The 18,802-nt window shown below is 56.2% G+C and carries 16 protein-coding genes and 1 tRNA gene; 9 read left to right on the top strand and 8 right to left on the bottom strand.

What is annotated here, in order from left to right:
* The first annotated feature begins 651 nt into the window (after positions 1-651).
* The 5 genes from PH7735_RS09835 (at position 652) to PH7735_RS09815 (ending at position 5,430) form a co-directional block, all read left to right on the top strand.
* Positions 652-1,140, top strand: coding sequence for an Lrp/AsnC family transcriptional regulator (locus PH7735_RS09835; protein WP_058311066.1), 489 nt, complete (start codon positions 652-654; stop codon positions 1,138-1,140).
* A gap of 165 nt (positions 1,141-1,305) precedes the next feature.
* Positions 1,306-2,448, top strand: coding sequence for a glycine cleavage T C-terminal barrel domain-containing protein (locus tag PH7735_RS09830; protein WP_058311065.1), 1,143 nt, complete (start codon positions 1,306-1,308; stop codon positions 2,446-2,448).
* 76 nt (positions 2,449-2,524) lie between these two features.
* On the top strand, positions 2,525-2,974 hold the full coding sequence (locus PH7735_RS09825; protein ID WP_058311064.1) for an OsmC family protein: 450 nt from the start codon (positions 2,525-2,527) through the stop codon (positions 2,972-2,974).
* Positions 2,975-2,985: 11 nt separating this feature from the next.
* Positions 2,986-3,786 carry an enoyl-CoA hydratase gene (locus tag PH7735_RS09820; RefSeq protein ID WP_058311063.1) on the top strand — a complete coding sequence of 267 codons (801 nt, stop codon included), beginning with the start codon at positions 2,986-2,988 and terminating at the stop codon, positions 3,784-3,786.
* A 3-nt stretch (positions 3,787-3,789) separates the two neighbouring features.
* Positions 3,790-5,430 carry an acyl-CoA synthetase gene (locus PH7735_RS09815; protein WP_058311062.1) on the top strand — a complete coding sequence of 547 codons (1,641 nt, stop codon included), beginning with the start codon at positions 3,790-3,792 and terminating at the stop codon, positions 5,428-5,430.
* Positions 5,431-5,667: 237 nt separating this feature from the next.
* Here the strand turns inward: PH7735_RS09815 and PH7735_RS09810 are convergent, their stop codons facing one another.
* Both PH7735_RS09810 and PH7735_RS21160 read right to left on the bottom strand, forming a co-directional pair.
* Positions 5,668-6,501 carry a DUF2189 domain-containing protein gene (locus PH7735_RS09810; protein ID WP_058311061.1) on the bottom strand — a complete coding sequence of 278 codons (834 nt, stop codon included), beginning with the start codon at positions 6,499-6,501 and terminating at the stop codon, positions 5,668-5,670.
* A 299-nt stretch (positions 6,502-6,800) separates the two neighbouring features.
* Positions 6,801-6,926 (bottom strand): hypothetical protein, encoded by a 126-nt coding sequence (locus tag PH7735_RS21160; protein WP_267885804.1) that lies wholly within the window; start codon positions 6,924-6,926, stop codon positions 6,801-6,803.
* A 177-nt stretch (positions 6,927-7,103) separates the two neighbouring features.
* On the opposite strand from PH7735_RS21160, the gene PH7735_RS09805 reads away from it, so the two are divergent.
* Positions 7,104-7,448 (top strand): hypothetical protein, encoded by a 345-nt coding sequence (locus tag PH7735_RS09805; RefSeq protein ID WP_158503210.1) that lies wholly within the window; start codon positions 7,104-7,106, stop codon positions 7,446-7,448.
* A gap of 537 nt (positions 7,449-7,985) precedes the next feature.
* On the opposite strand, the gene PH7735_RS09800 is transcribed toward PH7735_RS09805, so the two are convergent.
* Positions 7,986-8,062 (bottom strand) — tRNA-Ile (locus PH7735_RS09800).
* Between the two features lie 221 nt (positions 8,063-8,283).
* Between PH7735_RS09800 and purM the strand changes: the two genes are divergently transcribed.
* Positions 8,284-9,330 carry a phosphoribosylformylglycinamidine cyclo-ligase gene (purM, locus tag PH7735_RS09795; protein WP_058311059.1) on the top strand — a complete coding sequence of 349 codons (1,047 nt, stop codon included), beginning with the start codon at positions 8,284-8,286 and terminating at the stop codon, positions 9,328-9,330.
* Complete coding sequence (gene purN, locus PH7735_RS09790; RefSeq protein ID WP_082645171.1) at positions 9,327-9,920, top strand: phosphoribosylglycinamide formyltransferase; 594 nt, start codon at positions 9,327-9,329, stop codon at positions 9,918-9,920. The genes purM and purN overlap by 4 nt, the downstream gene beginning before the upstream one ends.
* Positions 9,921-9,990: 70 nt before the next feature.
* On the opposite strand, the gene PH7735_RS09785 is transcribed toward purN, so the two are convergent.
* The 5 genes from PH7735_RS09785 to PH7735_RS09765 form a co-directional block, all read right to left on the bottom strand.
* Positions 9,991-11,913 (bottom strand): DUF3604 domain-containing protein, encoded by a 1,923-nt coding sequence (locus PH7735_RS09785; RefSeq protein ID WP_058311058.1) that lies wholly within the window; start codon positions 11,911-11,913, stop codon positions 9,991-9,993.
* A gap of 162 nt (positions 11,914-12,075) precedes the next feature.
* Positions 12,076-12,585, bottom strand: coding sequence for a bactofilin family protein (locus PH7735_RS09780; RefSeq protein ID WP_058311057.1), 510 nt, complete (start codon positions 12,583-12,585; stop codon positions 12,076-12,078).
* The gene (locus tag PH7735_RS09775) at positions 12,575-13,888 is read right to left on the bottom strand and encodes a M23 family metallopeptidase (RefSeq protein WP_082645170.1); all 1,314 of its coding nucleotides are present in this window, start codon (positions 13,886-13,888) and stop codon (positions 12,575-12,577) included. Before PH7735_RS09775 ends, PH7735_RS09780 begins: the two co-directional genes overlap by 11 nt.
* 154 nt (positions 13,889-14,042) lie before the next feature.
* A complete protein-coding gene (locus PH7735_RS09770) occupies positions 14,043-14,855 on the bottom strand; it encodes a ferritin-like domain-containing protein (protein ID WP_058311223.1) in 813 nt (270 codons plus the stop codon).
* Between the two features lie 20 nt (positions 14,856-14,875).
* Positions 14,876-15,337 (bottom strand): peroxiredoxin, encoded by a 462-nt coding sequence (locus PH7735_RS09765; protein ID WP_058311056.1) that lies wholly within the window; start codon positions 15,335-15,337, stop codon positions 14,876-14,878.
* Positions 15,338-15,484: 147 nt separating this feature from the next.
* Between PH7735_RS09765 and PH7735_RS09760 the strand changes: the two genes are divergently transcribed.
* Positions 15,485-18,802 (top strand): YhdP family protein, encoded by a 3,318-nt coding sequence (locus PH7735_RS09760; RefSeq protein WP_058311055.1) that lies wholly within the window; start codon positions 15,485-15,487, stop codon positions 18,800-18,802.

The following is an 18,802-nucleotide window of genomic DNA, read 5'->3' as shown; positions in this document are numbered from 1 at the left end:
CTCACAAGCTCAGCCTTGAGGACATCAACAAGGGCTTTGATCTGATGCACGAAGGCAAATCGATCCGAACGATTATCGAGTTTTAGTTCGAGAGCAAAAGCCGGAGCCAAACCGGCTTTCATTCCTGACACCAGAGGCCACAATCAATCGCCCAACTTGCAAAAGGGGCGGATTGATGGATTCGACGCAGTGCCGCGAGCAACGAAAATATTCCGCCGCACTTGTTTGCCATTGCAACGCTTGATTTAGCCAAAGGTTGATCCGCCCGAACAAAGCCGACATTTGCGCAGAGCACAGAACCAAGTAGTTTGGCTCTAAACGGCTATTAGCCGCAGTTTCACTAATGACCGCAACGCGGACGAAGCACCATTTCGCTGCGGCTGCGCCAAGGTCTGCTTGCCGCACAGATTTGCGTCGAATGATGCGCCAAAGTTCCCATCGCGGCGTAGATCTTTGTCGTGTTCCAGTGCCTCAATTCGGGTCGGAGGTTTACTGGCCTGAGACGTGGCAATGGCAAAATTGGCGGTCTTGGGAGAGAAAGGGGCGGAAAACGAGATGCATTTTTCGGCATTCACCGTCTAAATGTCTTCATCTTCCAAAACCTGGGCAATTGTCAGACTATGCCTTGCACTCCAACGGAGTAACTGTCTCATGAAAAAACTCAGCCTTGATGCAACAGATATCCGCATTCTGAGTGCTGTTCAGCAGTATGGACAACTGAGCAAAACCAAATTGGCCGAGCTGGTGAACCTGTCGCCAACACCCTGCTGGGCGCGGCTCGATCGTCTAAAGGCTGCAGGCTACATTCGTGGGTATCACGCAACGCTCGCTTTAGAGCGCATTGTCGATTTCACCCAAGTCGTCGTGACGGTCTCGCTCACCCATCATCGCAAGACGGATTTCGAACGCTTTGAAGCCCATATTCAGGGCTTGGATGAGGTGACAGACTGCGTCGCGACAGGTGGCGGGATGGATTATGTGTTGAAGACCGCAACGCCAAGCCTGGCTGCGTTTCAAGCGATGATGGAAGAGATGCTGTCAGCCGATCTGCAAATCGACCGCTACATGACCTACATCGCAACACGGCAGGTCAAGACGAGTCGGCCAAATCTGGCAAAACTTGTCGCAAACAGATCATGAAAAACAGGCGCAGCCTGAACAGTCTGAAAACCGCGGGTTTATTAGGCCGTTCAGCCTGTGAACGCGCTTTTTTAAGTCCAGTATCTCCAAGTTTTTCGATCTATATCACCAGCAGGTTTTACCACTTCACGGGTCTGTCAGACCACCTGCTACGAGGGCGAAAACATGACACAATCAGACGGCTTTGGCTTCGGCACACAAATTCGCAAATCTCCGTATTTTGACGCGACAGTTCGCTGGGGCGCCAAGGGGTTTTCTGTTTACAACCATATGTATATTCCCCGTGATTTCGGCGATCCGGAGCAGAACTTCTGGAACCTCGTAAACGAGGCGATCCTGTGTGATGTGGCCGTCGAGCGCCAGGTCGAGATCACCGGGCCGGACGCTGCGAAATTCGTCCAGTTGCTGACCCCGCGCGATCTGTCGAAGATGGCTGTGGGCCAGTGCAAGTATATTCTGATCACCAACGCAGATGGCGGCATTCTGAACGATCCGATCCTCCTGCGCCTTGCAGAAAACCACTACTGGATTTCGCTGGCTGACAGCGACATCCTGTTTTGGGCGCAGGGCGTGGCCGTGCATTCTGGCATGGACGTGTCGATCTGCGAGCCTGATGTCTCTCCGCTTCAACTTCAGGGACCGAACTCGGGTCTCATCATGCAAGAGCTCTTCGGTGAAGACATCATGGACCTGAAATACTACTGGCTGCGAGAAGTGGATCTGGATGGCATCCCTTTGATCGTCTCGCGCACAGGCTGGTCAAGTGAGTTGGGCTACGAACTTTACTTGCGTGACGGCTCACAAGGCGATCAGCTTTGGGAACGGATCATGGCCGCCGGCATGAAGCATGGCCTCAAGCCGGGGCACACCTCGTCGATCCGCCGGATCGAGGGCGGCATGCTATCCTACCATGCCGATGCCGACATCCACACCAACCCCTACGAGCTCGGCTTTGACCGTCTTGTGAACCTCGACATGGAAGCTGATTTCATCGGCAAGGCCGCACTGCGCCGCATCAAGGAAGAAGGCCCCAAGCGCCGGCAGATCGGCCTCGTGATCGACTGCGACCCGCTTACCGGCCCGAACACGACTTTCTGGCAGATCAACTTCGGCCGCGACGCGATCGGCAAGGTGACATCGGCGGTCTACTCGCCGCGTCTTAAGAAGAACATCGCGCTGGCGATGGTCGACGCCGAGTGCGCCAACATCGGCGCAGAGGTTGAGGTTGTCACCAAGTCGGGTCCGACACCCGCAACGATCGTGGAGCGCCCCTTCTACGACCCGAAGAAAAAGATCGCCGCGGCCTAAGGCTGCTCGTCTTTCCCGGCGCGCGCATCAAGACGCGCGCGCCCAACTTCTTCTCGCCCAACAAGAGACCTAAGATATGTCCGATCTTGCCATCGAGCTGCATTGGCAGCGCGCCGAGCCCGCTTTGCAAACCGGTAAATACTCCAACGAGCATACCGTCCAATACAACAGTGGCTATGATGTTCAGGTCGATTCCGCGCCCGACTGGGGCGGCGAACCTGCCAACACCAACCCTGAGCAAGCGCTGGCCTCCGCGCTCTCCAGCTGTCATATGATGACCTTCCTGGCTCTGGCGGCAAAGGCGGGCTGGCCCGTGGCGAGCTATCACGATTATGCCGAAGCGCATCTGGGCAAGAACCCCAAGGGCCAGATGTCGGTCACGCGAATCGACTTGCACCCGGTGGTGCGCTTTGACACCGGCTTTGCCGTGGATGATGCGCAATTGGCCCAGATGCAGGACCGCGCACACCGCTATTGTTTTATCGCCAACACGCTGGCTGACAGCGTCGAGATCAACATCCGCTAAAGGAGCGCCCCATGACTACGACAGACATTCTCCTCTCTGATCTGGGTGATGATGGCGTCCTTCGTCTCACGTTTAATGATGTGGCCCGCCGCAATGCGCTTTCCGAAGCGATGCTGGGCGCTTTGGGCACAGCTATCGCCGATTCCGGGAAAAACCCAGCGGTGCGCGTCATCATCCTTGCCGCCAATGGCCCGGCCTTTTGTGCAGGTCACGACCTCAAGGAAATGACAGCAGGCCGCGCAGACGCGGATGGCGGCAAAGCGCACTTCGCCAAAGTCATGTCCATGTGCTCGGGCGTGATGCAGGGCATCGTCAACTGCCCCAAGCCGGTGATCGCCGAAGTGACAGGCGTCGCCACCGCGGCGGGCTGTCAACTCGTGGCCAGCTGTGATATGGCGGTTGCGGCGGACACGGCCCAGTTCAGCACGCCGGGCGTTCACATCGGCCTCTTCTGCTCGACACCCATGGTCGCCCTGTCGCGCAATGTCTCGGCCAAACACGCGATGGAAATGCTTCTGACAGGCGACATGACGCCTGCCGCCCGCGCCGCCGAGATGGGTCTCGTCAATCGCGCCGTGCCCGAAGACATGCTGCAAGAGGCGACGTTGGAAATGGCCCGCAAGATCGCCTCTAAGTCGTCGATGACGCTGGCCACCGGAAAGCGCGCCTTCTATGCACAACGCGAAATGCCGCTGGCGGAGGCCTATGACTATGCGTCCCAAGTGATGGTCGATAACATGCTTGCGCGCGACGCCGAGGAAGGCATCGGCGCCTTCATCGAAAAGCGCGCGCCCCAGTGGCAGGACGCTTAAAAAATGAGTGCAAACCCCTACAACACCGACCTGGACCGCACCCCGGCCAACCACCAGCCGCTGACGCCGCTCACCTTCCTTGAACGCGCCGCCACGGTGTTCCCCGTACATACTGCCATCATCCATGGCCCCCTGCGGCGCAGCTATGCCAGCTTCTATGCCCGCGCGCGACAGCTTGCCTCGGCCCTCGCGGACAAAGGCATCGGGCGGGGCGATACCGTCTCGGCCATACTGCCCAACACACCAGCCATGCTCGAATGCCACTATGGCGTGCCCATGTGCGGCGGTGTGTTGCATTCGATCAACACGCGGCTGGACGCGGCGATCATCGCCTTTCAGCTCGATCATGCGATGTCGAAGCTCGTCATCGTTGATGCCGAGTTCCTGCCGCTGATGCAAGAGGCGCTGGTGCTGGCCGAGGTCGACCCTCTAGTGATCTTGGTGGATGACCCTGAATATGACGGCGCGCGCATGGCGTTTGACGGGCCAGACTATGAAGACATCGTCGCAGGAGGCGATCCTGCGTTTGACTGGCTCATGCCCGAAGATGAATGGGACGCGATCTCGATCAACTACACCTCAGGGACGACAGGCGATCCCAAGGGTGTCGTCTCGCACCACCGCGGTGCCTATCTGCTGGCCCAAGGCAATGCGTTGACCACGTCGATGCAAAAGCATGCCGTCTACCTTTGGACCTTGCCAATGTTCCACTGCAACGGCTGGTGCTTTCCATGGACGCTCTCGGCGATCATCGGCACACATGTCTGCCTGCGCCAAGTCCGGGCCGAGCCGATCTGGAACGCGCTCGCTGATGAAAAAGTCACCCACCTCTGCGGCGCACCGATCATCATGTCGCTGCTGATCTCGGCACCTTCGGACGTCCAGCGTACGCTCGATCACACTGTGCAATTTTTCACTGCCGCCGCACCGCCCCCCGAAAAGCTGCTGGCTGATATGAAAACCGCAGGCTTTGACGTAACCCACCTGTACGGGCTCACCGAAACCTACGGCCCTGCCGTGGTGAACGATTGGCATGAAAGCTGGTCATCCCTACCCGGCGAAGAACAAGCGCGGCTGAAATCACGCCAGGGCGTGCGCTATCTGCCTCTTGAGGGGCTCGATGTGCTTGATCCTGAAACCATGGAGCCCGTCCCACGCGACGGCGAGACGATGGGCGAGGTCATGTTCCGCGGCAACGTCGTGATGAAGGGCTATTTCCGTAACCCCTCTGCCACGCAGCAGGCCTTTGAGGGCGGCTGGTTCCATTCCGGCGATCTGGGCGTGATCCATCCCGATGGTTATATCCAGCTCAAGGACCGCTCAAAGGACATTATCATTTCGGGCGGCGAGAACATTTCTTCGATCGAGGTCGAAGAAGTGCTTTACAGCTACCCCGCCATCGAGATTGCCGCTGTTGTCGCCATGCCGCATGAGAAATGGGGCGAAACCCCCTGCGCGTTCATCGAACTGACGCCGGGCCAGGAGATTGACGCCGAGACGCTGCGGACATGGTGCCGTGGCAGGCTGGCAGCCTACAAGGTTCCCGGTCGGTTTGTCGTGACAACCATTCCCAGAACGTCGACCGGCAAGATTCAAAAGTTTGCGCTGCGTGAGCACGCAAAGGAGCTCGCAGCACAATCATGAGCCAACGCCCGTGAGTTTTCGACAGATAGTCATTGATTGCTGTGACAGCTCCCTAGGCGATGGCCGTATCATCTCTGAATTTTTGATCCGTTGGGTCACATAGCAGCCATTCTCGCACTTTGCAGCATTGGGTAAAGTGGGCTCGGAGCCGCCATTCGCTACGGCCCGCCTCAATGGCAGCTCTGGGCCGTTCACACTTTAGAGTTCATACCGGAACTCGCGGATCTCAGGACTTTTTCACGAAGCCGCGATTGACTCATTTTCCATTGGCTGCACGACCCGCTGATAAAGGTGCCATGTCGTATGACCAAGGATCGGCAGCGTGAAGATCAAGCCCAAAAAGGCCGGAACCAACGACAAGAGGATGGTGGCCGAAATGATGGCCGCCCATGTGAGCATGACCACCGGATTGTCCCTGACGACGCGAATGGATGTGAGCATTGCGGTAACGAAATCGACGTCGCGTTCGAGCAACATCGGCATCGCGACGACGGTTACCGAAAACAGAGCAGCAGACAGTAAGGCCCCCGCGCAAGTGCCCACGATCAGGAATATCCAGCCCTCTTGCGTGAAGAAAACAGTGTGCATGAACCCGTCAAAATCCGAAAAGGACGCATCCTGCAGGATAATCGCAAGCCAAAGCCGAACCTGGTAAACCCAGACCCAGAAGATGAACAGGGTGGTAAACGCCATCCAGCCCATTTCGCGCTTTCGTTGTTGGACCATGACCGAAAGGATTTCAGACCAGCCGAAGCTCTCTCCTGTCTGCAGGCGCTGCGACATTTCATAAAGCCCAGCTGCTGCAAACGGCGCGACCAGCGGAAACCCGACAATTGCGGGGATTATCATCCAGATTTTACCAAGCGAGACGAGGCACCACACAAACAGTATTCCGAACACTGCATAAAACAGACCAAAGAAACCGCTCATAACAGGACGTGCCAAGAAGTCTGAAAACCCGGCCTTGAGCGACGCGGTGATGTCATCGACAGTCACGATGTTGGTCTCTGGCATGCCCTGAGGAGGGGGCGTCGGATTGGTTGGTGGTGTCCCTGTGATCTCAGATGTCATGACGCGCTCCTCTGTGTGATTGGTGCCGCGTTGATCCGTTTATCGGCCGGACCGGCCGAAAACAGACCTCTCACTTGTCTAGAGAAGTTTGTATCAGGTCACGCGCAAGAGCAAGAAATGAGTAAAGCACCAATCCAGAGGGATCTCTTGACCTGAAAAAAAACTATCGCAGTTTGGCCACAAGGTGAGAGATTCAAAGTGGGAACCAAAGTGCATACAGGGCGGGAAATAACGCGCCAGCCTCTGCGGCAGAGTTGTAGAATAATAATAAGGTATTTTTATGATTTTGGTGGGGCTGATCAGCTGCGCGCACCGTCGGTCGATGTGTCGAAGTATCCTTTGCCGCGTTGCGCCTTCAAAAACGTCATTTTTTCAACGTGTTGCTTGATGCCGTGGGTGTCATGCGGGGCCAAATCAAGGCGCATCTGGAGCCGGTCTTCAAGTCCGCAGAACACCTCAATGGGGGGCTGTGCTGGCCATGACCCACACCTGAAAATCGTAGTGATGGTTTCTCCCTTGGATGTTTTGCTCCATAAACCTCACGCATAGATGCAGCCCTGTTTTAAACGGATTTTGACAATATGCTTAAAAGAGCCCTTGTATTGCTTATGATTGTTTTGGGTATCGCCGCCCTTGCATGGAAGGGGTTCCTCTATCGGCATCATTTGCGGTTTGTCCCTGAGGAAATGGGTGTTTGGCGCATTATCTATGTTGCCGAGGAAGCTTGGGGATTCGGGCCGGGCGGAAACGAGACCGGCATCATCGTTTATGATATGCCCGAGGCTACTTATGAAGCGCTTCAGGCGGGCGGAATAAAATGGCTCCAAAACCTATCATCCAACAGTTGGTCAGGATGGCAGGGACGGTATGATGAATGGCACTCCACACCCGTGCCAGAAACGGAAACCCTGGGCAGACCCTGCACGTTGCGGCACTGGATTGAGTGATTTCTACTCAATAACTCAGCATCCGACATGCCCAAGCATCGCCGCATACATGGCAAAATACGGTTTTTGGATCCCGTTTGACGCTGAAATCGAGCTTTTGGCGAATGAAGCAGTTTTTTCCTCAGGATCTTATTTTTCTCATGGCCGGATCGGAATGCTGATTGTGATCCCGGAAAAACGCCGGTTGATCTACGTTTACAACGGATAGGCCATCAGCAAACGCGAAACCTTCTTTGTTCCTCTGACTTCTTCTCGTGGATAATTGGGATTCAAGACTAGCGTTATGGGGCGCGTCTTTTGCAACCTATTGATATTTATGGGGTGTGCTTGGGGCGGCGGCGTGGGACACAATATGATTGAAAATAACGGCGCGGATCTGGGCTTTTTCGCGTCCGGTCTTGGGGGGGAAATCTTTAAGTCGCGATGACAAAACTTTGGATTATTCTGGCTGGATTTTCCCACCTTTTCTTTCGCACCTGACACCAGTGGGCAAAAATTTCTGAAAAAGTGATTAATTTCAATTTTTTATGATTGTATTGGTAGGCCCGGCAGGACTTGAACCCGCAACCAAAGCGTTATGAGCGCTCTGCTCTAACCAGTTGAGCTACAGGCCCTACCTTGTGGGCCTTTTGCTATCAGAAGATGCGCTCGCGTCAAGGCTTACCGTTGCTTCCAAGTGCGAGTTGGTCTAGTGCCTGCGCAAGCTAAGATGTTTCGGCCTTTTCCTGAGAGGCGGAATCGTTGAAAAACGCAAGAATTGACATTGTTATGGGCGTTTCGGGCCGAACCGGCAGTGCAGGTGGGCCTCGAAACACTTCAAAGGACGGAGTGCATCATGACCGAAGGTAAAAACGGTATCACCTACGCGGACGCCGGTGTGGATATCGATGCGGGCAATGCGCTCGTGGACCGAATCAAACCAGCAGCAAAACGGACCAACCGGTCAGGCGTTATGGCCGGTTTGGGCGGCTTTGGTGCCTTGTTCGATCTCAAGGCCGCGGGCTATGTGGATCCGATCCTTGTGGGGGCGACCGACGGGGTTGGCACCAAACTGCGTATCGCGATCGATACCGGAAATGTAGACGGCGTTGGCATTGATCTTGTTGCGATGTGCGTGAATGATCTTGTTTGTCAGGGCGCCGAGCCATTGTTTTTCCTCGACTATTTCGCAACAGGCAAGCTCGAGACGGATCAGGCCGCGCGGATTATCGAAGGGATCGCCGAAGGCTGTTTCCAATCGGGCTGTGCTCTGATCGGCGGTGAAACTGCCGAGATGCCGGGCATGTATGACGACGGCGATTTCGATCTCGCCGGTTTCTCTGTTGGGGCAATGGAACGTGGCGCGGACCTACCGGCAGATGTTGCCGAGGGCGATGTCCTTTTGGGGTTGGCCTCGAACGGTGTGCACTCCAACGGGTATAGTCTTGTGCGCAAGCTGGTCGAGATTTCCGGTCTTGGCTGGGACGATGCATGCCCGTTTGACGAAGGCACCTTGGGCGCGGCACTTCTGGCCCCGACACGTTTGTATGTAAAACAGGCTTTGGCAGCTGTACGGGCAGGGGGCGTTCACGCTCTGGCCCATATCACTGGCGGCGGTCTGACCGAAAACCTGCCACGTGTCCTGCCGGATGATCTTGGCGCCGACATCGATCTGAATGCTTGGGACTTGCCACCGGTCTTTAAATGGCTGGCGGCCACAGGTGGCATGGCGGAATCCGAGTTGCTCAAAACCTTCAACTGCGGCGTTGGCATGATCCTGTCGGTTGATCCCGAACAGGCCGACGCGCTTGAAGCTTTGCTCATCGAGCAGGGTGAAACAGTTTACCGTATGGGAACTGTTACAGGTGGAGAAGGCATGCGGTATTCGGGCAGCCTGCTGTGAAAAAACGGGTCGCCATCTTCATTTCGGGGGGCGGGTCCAACATGGTGCGCCTGGTCGAAGACATGATGTCTGGCGACCATCCTGCCGAACCAGTGCTTGTGCTTGCCAATGATGCGACTGCGGGTGGCCTGAAAAAGGCCGCCGAGATGGGGGTTCCCACGGCTGTGGTCGATCACCGGCCCTTTAAGGGGGATCGTGTGGCCTTTGAAGCGGCATTGCAGGCCGAACTGGAACAGGTGCAGCCCGACATCGTGTGCCTGGCCGGGTTCATGCGGGTTTTGACAGAAGTGTTCGTGGCACCTTGGGAAGGGCGGATGCTGAACATTCATCCTTCGCTTTTGCCGAAATACAAAGGGTTGCACACCCATGCGCGTGCGCTCGAGGCCGGTGACGCGGAACACGGGTGTTCTGTGCATCTCGTGACGCCTGCGCTGGACGATGGGCCCATATTGGGGCAGGCGCGTGTGCCGGTTGTTGACGGGGATACCGCTGATGATCTTGCCGCACGTGTTCTTGTGCAAGAACACAAGCTTTACCCGGCGGTGCTGCGACGGTTTGCATCCGGCGACATGACCCCGATTTACCTTTGACTGGCCACAAACGGCACGAAAAATGGGGCGCAAATCATGCGCCCCTTTTTGTTTGAGTCTCCGCCAGTCTTTAGGACGGTGAATACCAGATCGGTGAAGAATAGGCGCGCTCCTGATGGATCAGCTCGGCCTCTTCAGGCAGTTCCAGATTATAGCGTACCTTGTCATAGAGAACCCAACGCGGGGTCGGAATTTCCAGAACACGCACATAGTAGAACGCGGACTCTGCCGGATCAAAGTCCGGGTCGGTCCAGATCGTGGCGAGCTCGGACGCACCAATGGTGTTGGTCCATGTGGCCGCTTCCATGTCGACGGTGTTGCCAACCGGCGGCAGCTTGCCATCCGATCCCGGTTCGCGGGCATCAGACCAGACAACGTCATAGACGCGTTCTTTCAGGCTTCCGTCAGCTTCCATCCAGCCTTTGACCACCTGAACACGGTCAAGGTTGGCCCCGATAGGATCACGCAGGGCGTAGACCATAAAGCTGGGCGCTGCGTCGCTTTCTCTTGGACGCAGGTCTGATCCCATGGGAACGCCTTTGGTGTATCCAATGTCTGCGGGCATACGGGTGCGCAGATCATTTTCGTCAAAGTCCCAGCCCCCAAAGAACCGCAGCGCGATGCGCGGGCCAGTCGTGGCATAGGTCTCTTTGCGTTTGAACGCATCAAAGATGGCGCTGCGGGTGTTGTCCGTCGCCCATACAGCGGTATAGCCGGAGGCCACCAGTGTGTGCCCTTCAAACGATCCCAGCTCGCTTTCTACAAAGGGGTGAAGCACCCGCGTCGCAGAGGGTTCGGCACTCACGGATTTCCCGAAATAGTTTTCTTCTTCCGCAGTGGTCAGTGATGTGTGGCTGTCAGTCGCGCCGCCCATGCCGAACTTATACGGGTTCACGCCAAACTTGGCTTCCAGTGCCAACCCAAGCTTGAGCGCCTCGCGGGCATATTCACCGCCAAGCATGTCGTCGGTCTTGAGCTGTGTAATATCAAGGTTGCCGACATCCCAGTTTTCGTAATCGGCAAACTCGTCATCCGGGCTGAGATAGGGGTGGGCTTCGCCGTCGCCCTTGATCTGGGTGACCTCATAGTGGGGTTCCCATTTCGCCCTGTTCTTTACGTATTCCTCGTCAACCTTGCCACCGTGATAGGTTTCTTCGGTAGGGAACATCCAGCCGTTAGACAGGTTGCCGTTGTGCGCAAAGGCGACAGCGCGCCCGCCGGTCTTGGCCTGATAGTCCTCAAGCCACTGATACAGGGACTTTGGATCGGTGTTGCCATAAGGGGGCTGTGTCACAGGCGGCACAACTTGCAGCGCCCGTACTGGCCCGTCGCGCAGCATCACGTTGCGGTGCAGGTTGAAGCCCTTGGGAACCGAGGTCCATTCAAAGCCGATGAAGGCTGTGAATTTGCCAGGGTCGTTGTGTGTCTCGGCGGCCTGAACGATTTTTTCCCACGTGAAAGCAAATGCATCCGCACCGGGGCTATAAGATTCAAGCAGCACTTCGGGCAGAGTCATCTGGGAGAAGTTTGTGATGATATCAAAGGCGGCCTTTGCCGCAGCTTCACCACCCTCTGAATATCCTTCGTACCATTCAAGCCCTTTGGGGTCGGCAAGGACGCCGGGTTTTCCGGCCTGAAGATCAGGTGCAAACCCCATCAAATCGGTGTGGTCTGTCAGTACCATCCAGTCGAGTGGGCGGCTGAGGCGCAGCGGTTGTCCTGTGGAGGATGTGACCTGTTCACCCTTGGCAAACCGCCATGCGTCGTCGGGGCCCAGAATGTTACCAAAGGCCCCCGCATCCAGCGAAAGGCCCGTGTGCAGGTGTGTGTCGCCCCACAACGGGCGCTCGGGTATCGTACGATTGGCATATGGTGAATAGGGTTTTGCCGGAAAACTGCCTTCGACAGATTCATGTGACGGTGTCACCTGTGCAAAGCCCATGGACGATGAAAGCAGCAAACCCGCTGCGGCACTGATGGAAAATAGCTTCATGTTCCCTCCCCAGATCGCATTGCAAACAGATCATGCGATCATGTCAAATTTTGTAATTCAACTATACCGAGAGACTAACACGCGTCCGACAAATGTCAAAAAACGAATAAAGGCGCCATCCCGCAAGGAATGGCGCCCTAAAAAGTGTTTGCCGCGAAAGGCTTATTCGGCAGCAGGTGCCTTGGCAACGGCCTTGGGCGCATCGCTGCTGCGGGTCAGCGGATCGTCCTGGCGCTGAACCGAACCTTCGAAATGCGCACCGCTTTCGATCGCGATTGTCTTGTGGATGATGTCGCCTTCGACGCGGGCGGTCGATGTCAGACGCACTTTGAGACCACGTACACGGCCCACAATACGGCCGTTGATCACAACATCGTCTGCGATGACTTCGCCTTTGATGGTGGCGCTTTCGCCGATTGTCAGAAGATGCGCACGGATGTCGCCTTCGACAGTGCCTTCAACCTGAATGTCACCAGTTGTCTTCATGTTGCCTGTGACGTGCAGGTCAGACGACAGTATCGATGCAGGTGGCTTGGCTTTCGGGGCCGGGCTTACGCTTGCATTCTGCTTTGGCGCAGGTGGGACAGATTTTGCCGGAGCGGTCGAAGCAGCAGGCTTGGCCGGATCAGCAGATTTCGGAGCGGGTTCGTTGATTTTGCTTTTAGAAAACATTCTTTCCAGCCTTGATAAACTTCATCGGGTTTACGGCTCTACCGTTAACACGCACTTCATAGTGCAAATGGGTGCCGGTAGACCTTCCGGAATTGCCCATATCACCAATGCGTTCTCCGCGCGAGACCCTTTGCCCCTTCTTTACGCGGATTCTTGCCAGATGGGCATATCGCGTCTCAATTCCGTTCGCATGCTGGATTTTTACCAGCCTTCCGTATCCCGACTGCCAGTCCGCATGAATGACAACGCCATCAGCCGTCGACAGAATCGGCGTTCCGTGGCGACCGGCGAAATCGGTGCCATTGTGCATCCGGCCCCAGCGCATGCCATATCCACTTGTATAGCGGAAGGCCGACTTGATCGGGATGTCCAGCGGAACGGTTTCCGCGGCAATGCGATACATGTTCAAGCGGTCCAGCTGATCGAGCAGGCGATTGGCGCGAACGGTTTCTTTGGTCAGCTCGCCGCCTTTGGTCGAAAAGCTGAGCGGCATCATCGGGCCACCTTGACCATTATAGCCGCGGCGCACTTCTTCCATCAGGGACTTTGTGCTGAGGCCCGCCGCCGAGAACATCTTTTCGAGGGGTTCAACCGACACCGTCATCGCATCTTCAAGCTGGCGGAAAATCTGGTCGTTCTTTTCCTCCATGAGGGCAAGCTCGTGTTCCATTTCCTCTGCGGCCTTCAAGGCGGCAGTCGCGTCCTGAATGACCTGATCCCGCTGCTTTGCGGTTTCTTCCAGCGCACCAGAGAGCAGGGTCATCATTTCGTTGCCTGCGGGGCTGCCATCCGCAATGGCCGTGCTCGCGCCGTTGGCAGATGCGGTCAGGGTTTCCACCTCATCAAGCGCCGTTTCACGTTCTTTCATGGTGCGGCGAAGGGTGGATTGGATCACTTCAATCCCGGTTTCAAGCTCGCGACGCCGTGCTTCGGAGGCAAGAAGTTCGGATTGCATGGCGGAAATCTGATCCAGAGCCGCGTTAAACCGTGCCTGTGCAGCCAAAGCTTCACTGGTGCGCGAGTCGCGTTCTTCGGACAAATCATTCAGCCGTGTTTCATAAGTCTGCTGGTCCCGACGGGCCTGTTCGCGAAAATCTCCGGCGCCGATGGAATCCATCAACAGAACCGCAGTTGCGATAATCGCCCATGCCACGATAAAGGCGCTTCCTGCCAAGGCAATCAGCTGGGTCGACGGGCGCAGTCTGATAAATCGGGCGTCGGTGTCTGAACGAAGGAATAGGCGGCGTTCAGGAAAGATCTTTTCCAGAAATTGATGAAGCCTGATCGCAAATCGAGTCCGCACGTTTATGTTTCCTCTGTTCCTTCCCGTGTGGCCGGATCATGTCCCCATCGCGACCGCTGCCGTTCTTAACCGTACGGAGAGTCGTGGGCAAGGTTTTTGACGTCGCAGCAGAGGGATAGGAGAAATTGAGGCAAAAAATTTGGCAAAGACCCGCCTATCGAACGCGGGTCTTTGTTTTGGTTTCTTCCGCCAGTGGCCAGTAAAAATCCGGTGGCAGGCCGGCTTCTGCGCGCTTCTCTTCGTTGAACGGGGGCTTGAGTGCGCTGTGAAAGTACCGACGCACCAGATCGTGGAAGACATCTTTTGGATCAAAGTTGTTGCGCCCACACAGGAAATGAAACCACTTTGACCCATAGGCGACATGGCCGACTTCTTCTGCATAGATGATTTCCAGCGCTTCCAAGGTCTGTTTTTCTTTGGCCTGTTTGAAAATCTGGATCATGCCGGGGGTGACATCCAGACCGCGCGCCTCGAGAACCATCGGAACAACCGCAAGCCGGCCCAGAAAATCCCCTGCGGTGTCTTCTGCGGCTTGCCACATGCCCGCATGGGCCGGAAGGGCGCCATAAAAGCTGTCCATTGCTTCAAGGCAATCACATATCAGATTGAAATGTTTGGATTCTTCATCTGCCGACTTGACCCAGTCATCATAGAAGCCAATCGGCATTGGCTCGTCCGTAAAGCGGGCGATGATGTCCCAATGCAGGTCCACGGCGTTCAATTCGATATGGGCCACAGCGTGCAGCAAGGCAATCCGGCCCTGCGGGCTTCCCGGGCGGCGGCGCGGCACATCCCGGGGCGACAGAAGCTCTGGTTTTTCGGGGCGCGACGGACGCATCGGCGGCACGGCATGCCCGATTTCCAAGGGCGTGCCTGCCTCTCTGGCGGCGAACCAGGTTGCGGCATGTTTGTGCGACAGGGCGGTTTTTTCGCGACCATCGGCGGTCGTGAGAACCTCGACCGCCATTTCCGCCAGAGTTTTTTGGGTCACAGTGCTTTCACAGCCTCCAATACGTCGGCGACATGGCCGTCGACTTTGACTTTGCGCCAGATGCGCGCGATTTTTCCTTCGGAGTCGATCAGAAAGGTAGACCGTTCGATGCCCATAAAGGTTTTGCCGTACATCTTCTTTTCTTTCCAAACGCCATAGCGTTCGCAGACGTCGCTGTTTTCATCAGAAAGCAAAGCCATCCCGAGCTCTTTTTTCGTGATGAACTTCTCATGCGAGGCCAGAGAGTCTTTGGAAATGCCGAAAACCCGGGCACCCGCGTCTTCAAAATTGGCAAGCGCTTCTGTGAACCCGATTGCTTCTTTCGTGCAGCCGGCCGTGTTGTCTCTGGGATAAAAAAAGAGCACAACCGGCGCAGGGCGCTGAGCGGCCAAATCAAAGTTGGTGCCATCTGAGGCAGGCAGGGAAAATTCCGGGGCAAGGTCGGCGACGTCAAACATCTTTCAAGACTCCTTGGGTAGGGCGGCGTTAAGGTATATGCTGGGGGCAGGTGAGCAACCCCAAAAGACACAAGACGAGACGTAGCGCTGACCGAGCAGCAAAACAAACCTGACGAAAAACCAAATCGTCCACCGCCTCGACAGCGTGTGGGCCTTGTTGCCATTCAGACTGTTTTCTTTCTTGGTCTGATTGCGGCCATCGGATTGTTTATCCTGATGGGGCGATCTGTTGCCCTGCCGACATGGATCGTTTCGCGTGTTGAGGTGGCTCTCAATGATAATTTTGACAGTATAAACATTAGCCTAGACGGTGTTTTTTTTGTTGTTGAGGACAAGCTGCGTCCGCGCGTCACGCTGCGGGATGTGACACTTTCCAACTCCGAGACCAACAGCACCATTTCCCTTGAAGAAATGGATGCGACGTTTTCCCTGTCTGATCTCGGCAGCGGTCTGGTTGTGCCAACAGACCTCAGGGTTGCGGGTCTGTCTCTTGCTTTGCGGCGCAGCGAAGACGGCGCGTTTGATCTTGCCTTCGGCGATCAGGGGCTCGGGATGGGGGGCATTGATGCCCAGTCCGCGCTTGCGGGCGTAGGGCAAGAGATCGAAAACCTGTTGAGTCAGCCGTTTTTCGCTCAGTTGGACCGTGTTTCCATCGAAGCGATGAGCCTGCGCTACGAAGATTTGCGTTCGGGGCGGGCGTGGAATGTTGACGGGGCCGAAGCCCGCATGGAACGGGACGGGCCGCTGATCACCTTCGGGGCGCATCTGGCGTTGCTGGGCGGACGTGGATATGCCTCGGCCGTCGATCTTGCACTCGAGACATCTTATGACACGCAAGAAGCGCGCGCCATTTTGACCTTTGATTCCTTTCCAGCCGAAGAAATCGCATCGCAATCGGCCGCTTTGGCGTGGTTGGGCGCGATCCGTGCGCCGATCTCCGGCTCTCTTCGGGCCTTTATAGACCCTCAGGGCCGCCTTGGTCCGACCACGGTCAGCCTCGCAATGGAGGAAGGTTTTTTGCGTCCTGAAGGCGCGGAAAACCCCATTCCTATCCAATCTGCCCTGACGCATCTGACGTATCGCCCTGATCAGAATATTGTCACGCTGGACCGATTGGCGATTTCGTCCGACTGGGTGACTTTCAATGCCCAGGGGCAGGCCGTTTTGGGGGACTTCAAACAAGGCTTGCCACAGGAAACCGTCTTTCAGCTTGGGCTGCATAACGTGCAGGTGACTCCGACAGAAGAAAGCGCTGTGACGCTGGCTCTTGATGATGCTTATGTTGATTTTCGACTGCGCCTTGATCCGTTCGAGGTCACCCTGGGACAGTTGATCTTGAACCAGCCCGAACGACAACTGGCGTTGAAAGGCGGGCTGTCTGTCGAAAAGGGTGACTGGGTCTATCACCTCGCCGGATCGCTCAACAGCTATAACCGTGCGGATCTGATGGCGATTTGGCCTGATGGCGTAAAACCCCGTTTGCACAAATGGTTCCGGGAAAACCTGTTTGCCGGTGACTTCAAGGATCTCGTGTTTCGGTTGAAATCAAGACCGGACGACAAGCCCGAAGTCTTTCTCAACTTTCTTGTCGATAATGCAGAAGTGCGCTTTATGAAGACCATGCCCCATGTGCGAGATGTCGCGGGGTTTGCCACGCTGATCCACGACAAGTTTTATGTGACTGCGGAACAGGGTTGGGTCGAGGCCGATCAGGGCGGTCTTGTTGATGGTTCCGGAACCACGTTTGTTGTCGAGAACACCAAGCTCAGACCTTCCCCGGGCACGGTGCATCTTAAGGCGAACGGACCTGTCACGGCGTTCTTTTCCTTGCTTGAACGCGAACCGCTACAGGTCATGACCAAGGCCAATCTGCCGGTGGATCTGGCGCAGGGGGAACTGCGTGCAGAAGGTACGCTGCGCATGATTTTGAAGCCAAAGATCGCGCCCGAAGACCTGACCTTTGAAATCTTCGCCAAAGGCGAAGGCATGCGCACGGACCATTTCATCAAAGGCAAAGAGATGGTTGGCGATGTCAAGGTCAGAACAACGCACGAGCACGTTGTCGTCGATGCCGTGGGTGCGCTGGGGGCGCTGCCCGCAACCGCGCGTTGGGAAACCGCGATCGGCAAAAAGGCGGATGGAAAAAGTACACTTACAGGGCAGTCCGAAATCAGCCCTGTTGCCATTGAAGAATTCGAAATCGGATTTCCGGACGGAACGGTCCGTGACAAAGCCAAAGCCGACATCCGGATTGATATGGTCAAGGGGCAACCACCGGCAATGGTGATCACGTCTGACCTTGTCGGCGCACGTCTGAGCGTCCCGCAGCTGGGCTGGGCCAAACCCGCCTCTGTGTCTGGGCAGGCCAAGGTCAACTTGACGCTGACATCGCCACCAACAATTGACGCCTTTGAAATCACCGCTCCGGGGATCGAGGCAGAAGGCTATGTAGAACTGACCCCTGAAGGTGGCATGAAGCTCACCGATTTCACTGCGTTCCGTGTGGGGGAATGGCTGCGCGGCGCGGCACAGCTTGTCGGGCGCGGGCAGGGCAATGCCCCCGCGGTTGTGATGCGCAGTGGCGTGTTTGACATGCGGTATCTGCCGGCGGGACTTGATAGCGAAGGGGCAGACGAAGCTAACGCTGCCTCTGGTCCCATCACGGCCCAACTGGATGAAGCGCGCGTTTCGGAAACCATTGCCCTTTCCAATGTGACGGCGAACCTTACTACAAACGACGGCATGCGTGGTACTTTCACCGGCAACCTGAACGGGGCGGCGCCTGTTCGTGGTGAAATCTATCCGGAAAACGGCGGCACGGGCGTTCATGTCGTTGCCGATAATGCCGCGCGGGTTCTGATGGCCATGAATTTGCTGGATGCCGCGACGGGCGGCACCCTTAGCCTTCGATTGGCCCCAAACCCCGACCGTGATGTTTGGGATGGAAGCTTTCAGGTTCTCAACATCAAAGTGCAGGAACTGCCTGTCATTGCAGAATTGCTCAATGCGGTGAGTGTTGTTGGATTGCTGGATCAGATGAGCGGTCCAGGCATACTGTTCAACGAAATCGTCGGGCGGTTCCAGCTGTCAGACACTCGGCTTGTGCTGGGACAATCCAGTGCCGTGGGCCCTGCAATGGGCATTTCGGCGGATGGGTATTACCGGTTGGCGGACAGTTTCCTTGATATGCAGGGTGCGATATCCCCCTTGTTTGTCGTCAACCAAATGGGGCGCGTGATTTCCAAGAAAGGTGAGGGGCTGATCGCGTTCAATTACCAGGTCAAAGGCCCGATTGACGCTTATTCAATTGCTGTGAACCCTCTATCGGCCTTGACGCCCGGCTTTTTTCGAGAGATTTTCCGCCGCCCGCCTCCTTCTATGGAGGACAACACGCTTTCAGTTCCACAACAGCAGCCCCAAACCGAACCCTCTGGCGCGCCGGGGCAGCCACAAGACAACCGGTAA

It is taken from the genome of Shimia thalassica (assembly GCF_001458215.1).
GTDB lineage: Bacteria > Pseudomonadota > Alphaproteobacteria > Rhodobacterales > Rhodobacteraceae > Shimia > Shimia thalassica.
Note: the sequence above shows the minus strand (reverse complement) of the source record. Positions and strands in the feature narration are given on the sequence as shown.

What these genes read in the sequence shown, in the direction of transcription:
- PH7735_RS09835 (WP_058311066.1), top strand. Translation starts at nt 652, where the DNA reads ATGAAAAAACTCAGCCTTGATGCAACAGATATCCGCATTCTGAGTGCT.
- PH7735_RS09830 (WP_058311065.1), top strand. Translation starts at nt 1,306, where the DNA reads ATGACACAATCAGACGGCTTTGGCTTCGGCACACAAATTCGCAAATCT.
- PH7735_RS09825 (WP_058311064.1), top strand. Translation starts at nt 2,525, where the DNA reads ATGTCCGATCTTGCCATCGAGCTGCATTGGCAGCGCGCCGAGCCCGCT.
- PH7735_RS09820 (WP_058311063.1), top strand. Translation starts at nt 2,986, where the DNA reads ATGACTACGACAGACATTCTCCTCTCTGATCTGGGTGATGATGGCGTC.
- PH7735_RS09815 (WP_058311062.1), top strand. Translation starts at nt 3,790, where the DNA reads ATGAGTGCAAACCCCTACAACACCGACCTGGACCGCACCCCGGCCAAC.
- PH7735_RS09810 (WP_058311061.1), bottom strand. Translation starts at nt 6,501, where the DNA reads ATGACATCTGAGATCACAGGGACACCACCAACCAATCCGACGCCCCCT.
- PH7735_RS21160 (WP_267885804.1), bottom strand. Translation starts at nt 6,926, where the DNA reads ATGCGCCTTGATTTGGCCCCGCATGACACCCACGGCATCAAGCAACAC.
- purM (WP_058311059.1), top strand. Translation starts at nt 8,284, where the DNA reads ATGACCGAAGGTAAAAACGGTATCACCTACGCGGACGCCGGTGTGGAT.
- PH7735_RS09785 (WP_058311058.1), bottom strand. Translation starts at nt 11,913, where the DNA reads ATGAAGCTATTTTCCATCAGTGCCGCAGCGGGTTTGCTGCTTTCATCG.
- PH7735_RS09780 (WP_058311057.1), bottom strand. Translation starts at nt 12,585, where the DNA reads ATGTTTTCTAAAAGCAAAATCAACGAACCCGCTCCGAAATCTGCTGAT.
- PH7735_RS09770 (WP_058311223.1), bottom strand. Translation starts at nt 14,855, where the DNA reads ATGGCGGTCGAGGTTCTCACGACCGCCGATGGTCGCGAAAAAACCGCC.
- PH7735_RS09765 (WP_058311056.1), bottom strand. Translation starts at nt 15,337, where the DNA reads ATGTTTGACGTCGCCGACCTTGCCCCGGAATTTTCCCTGCCTGCCTCA.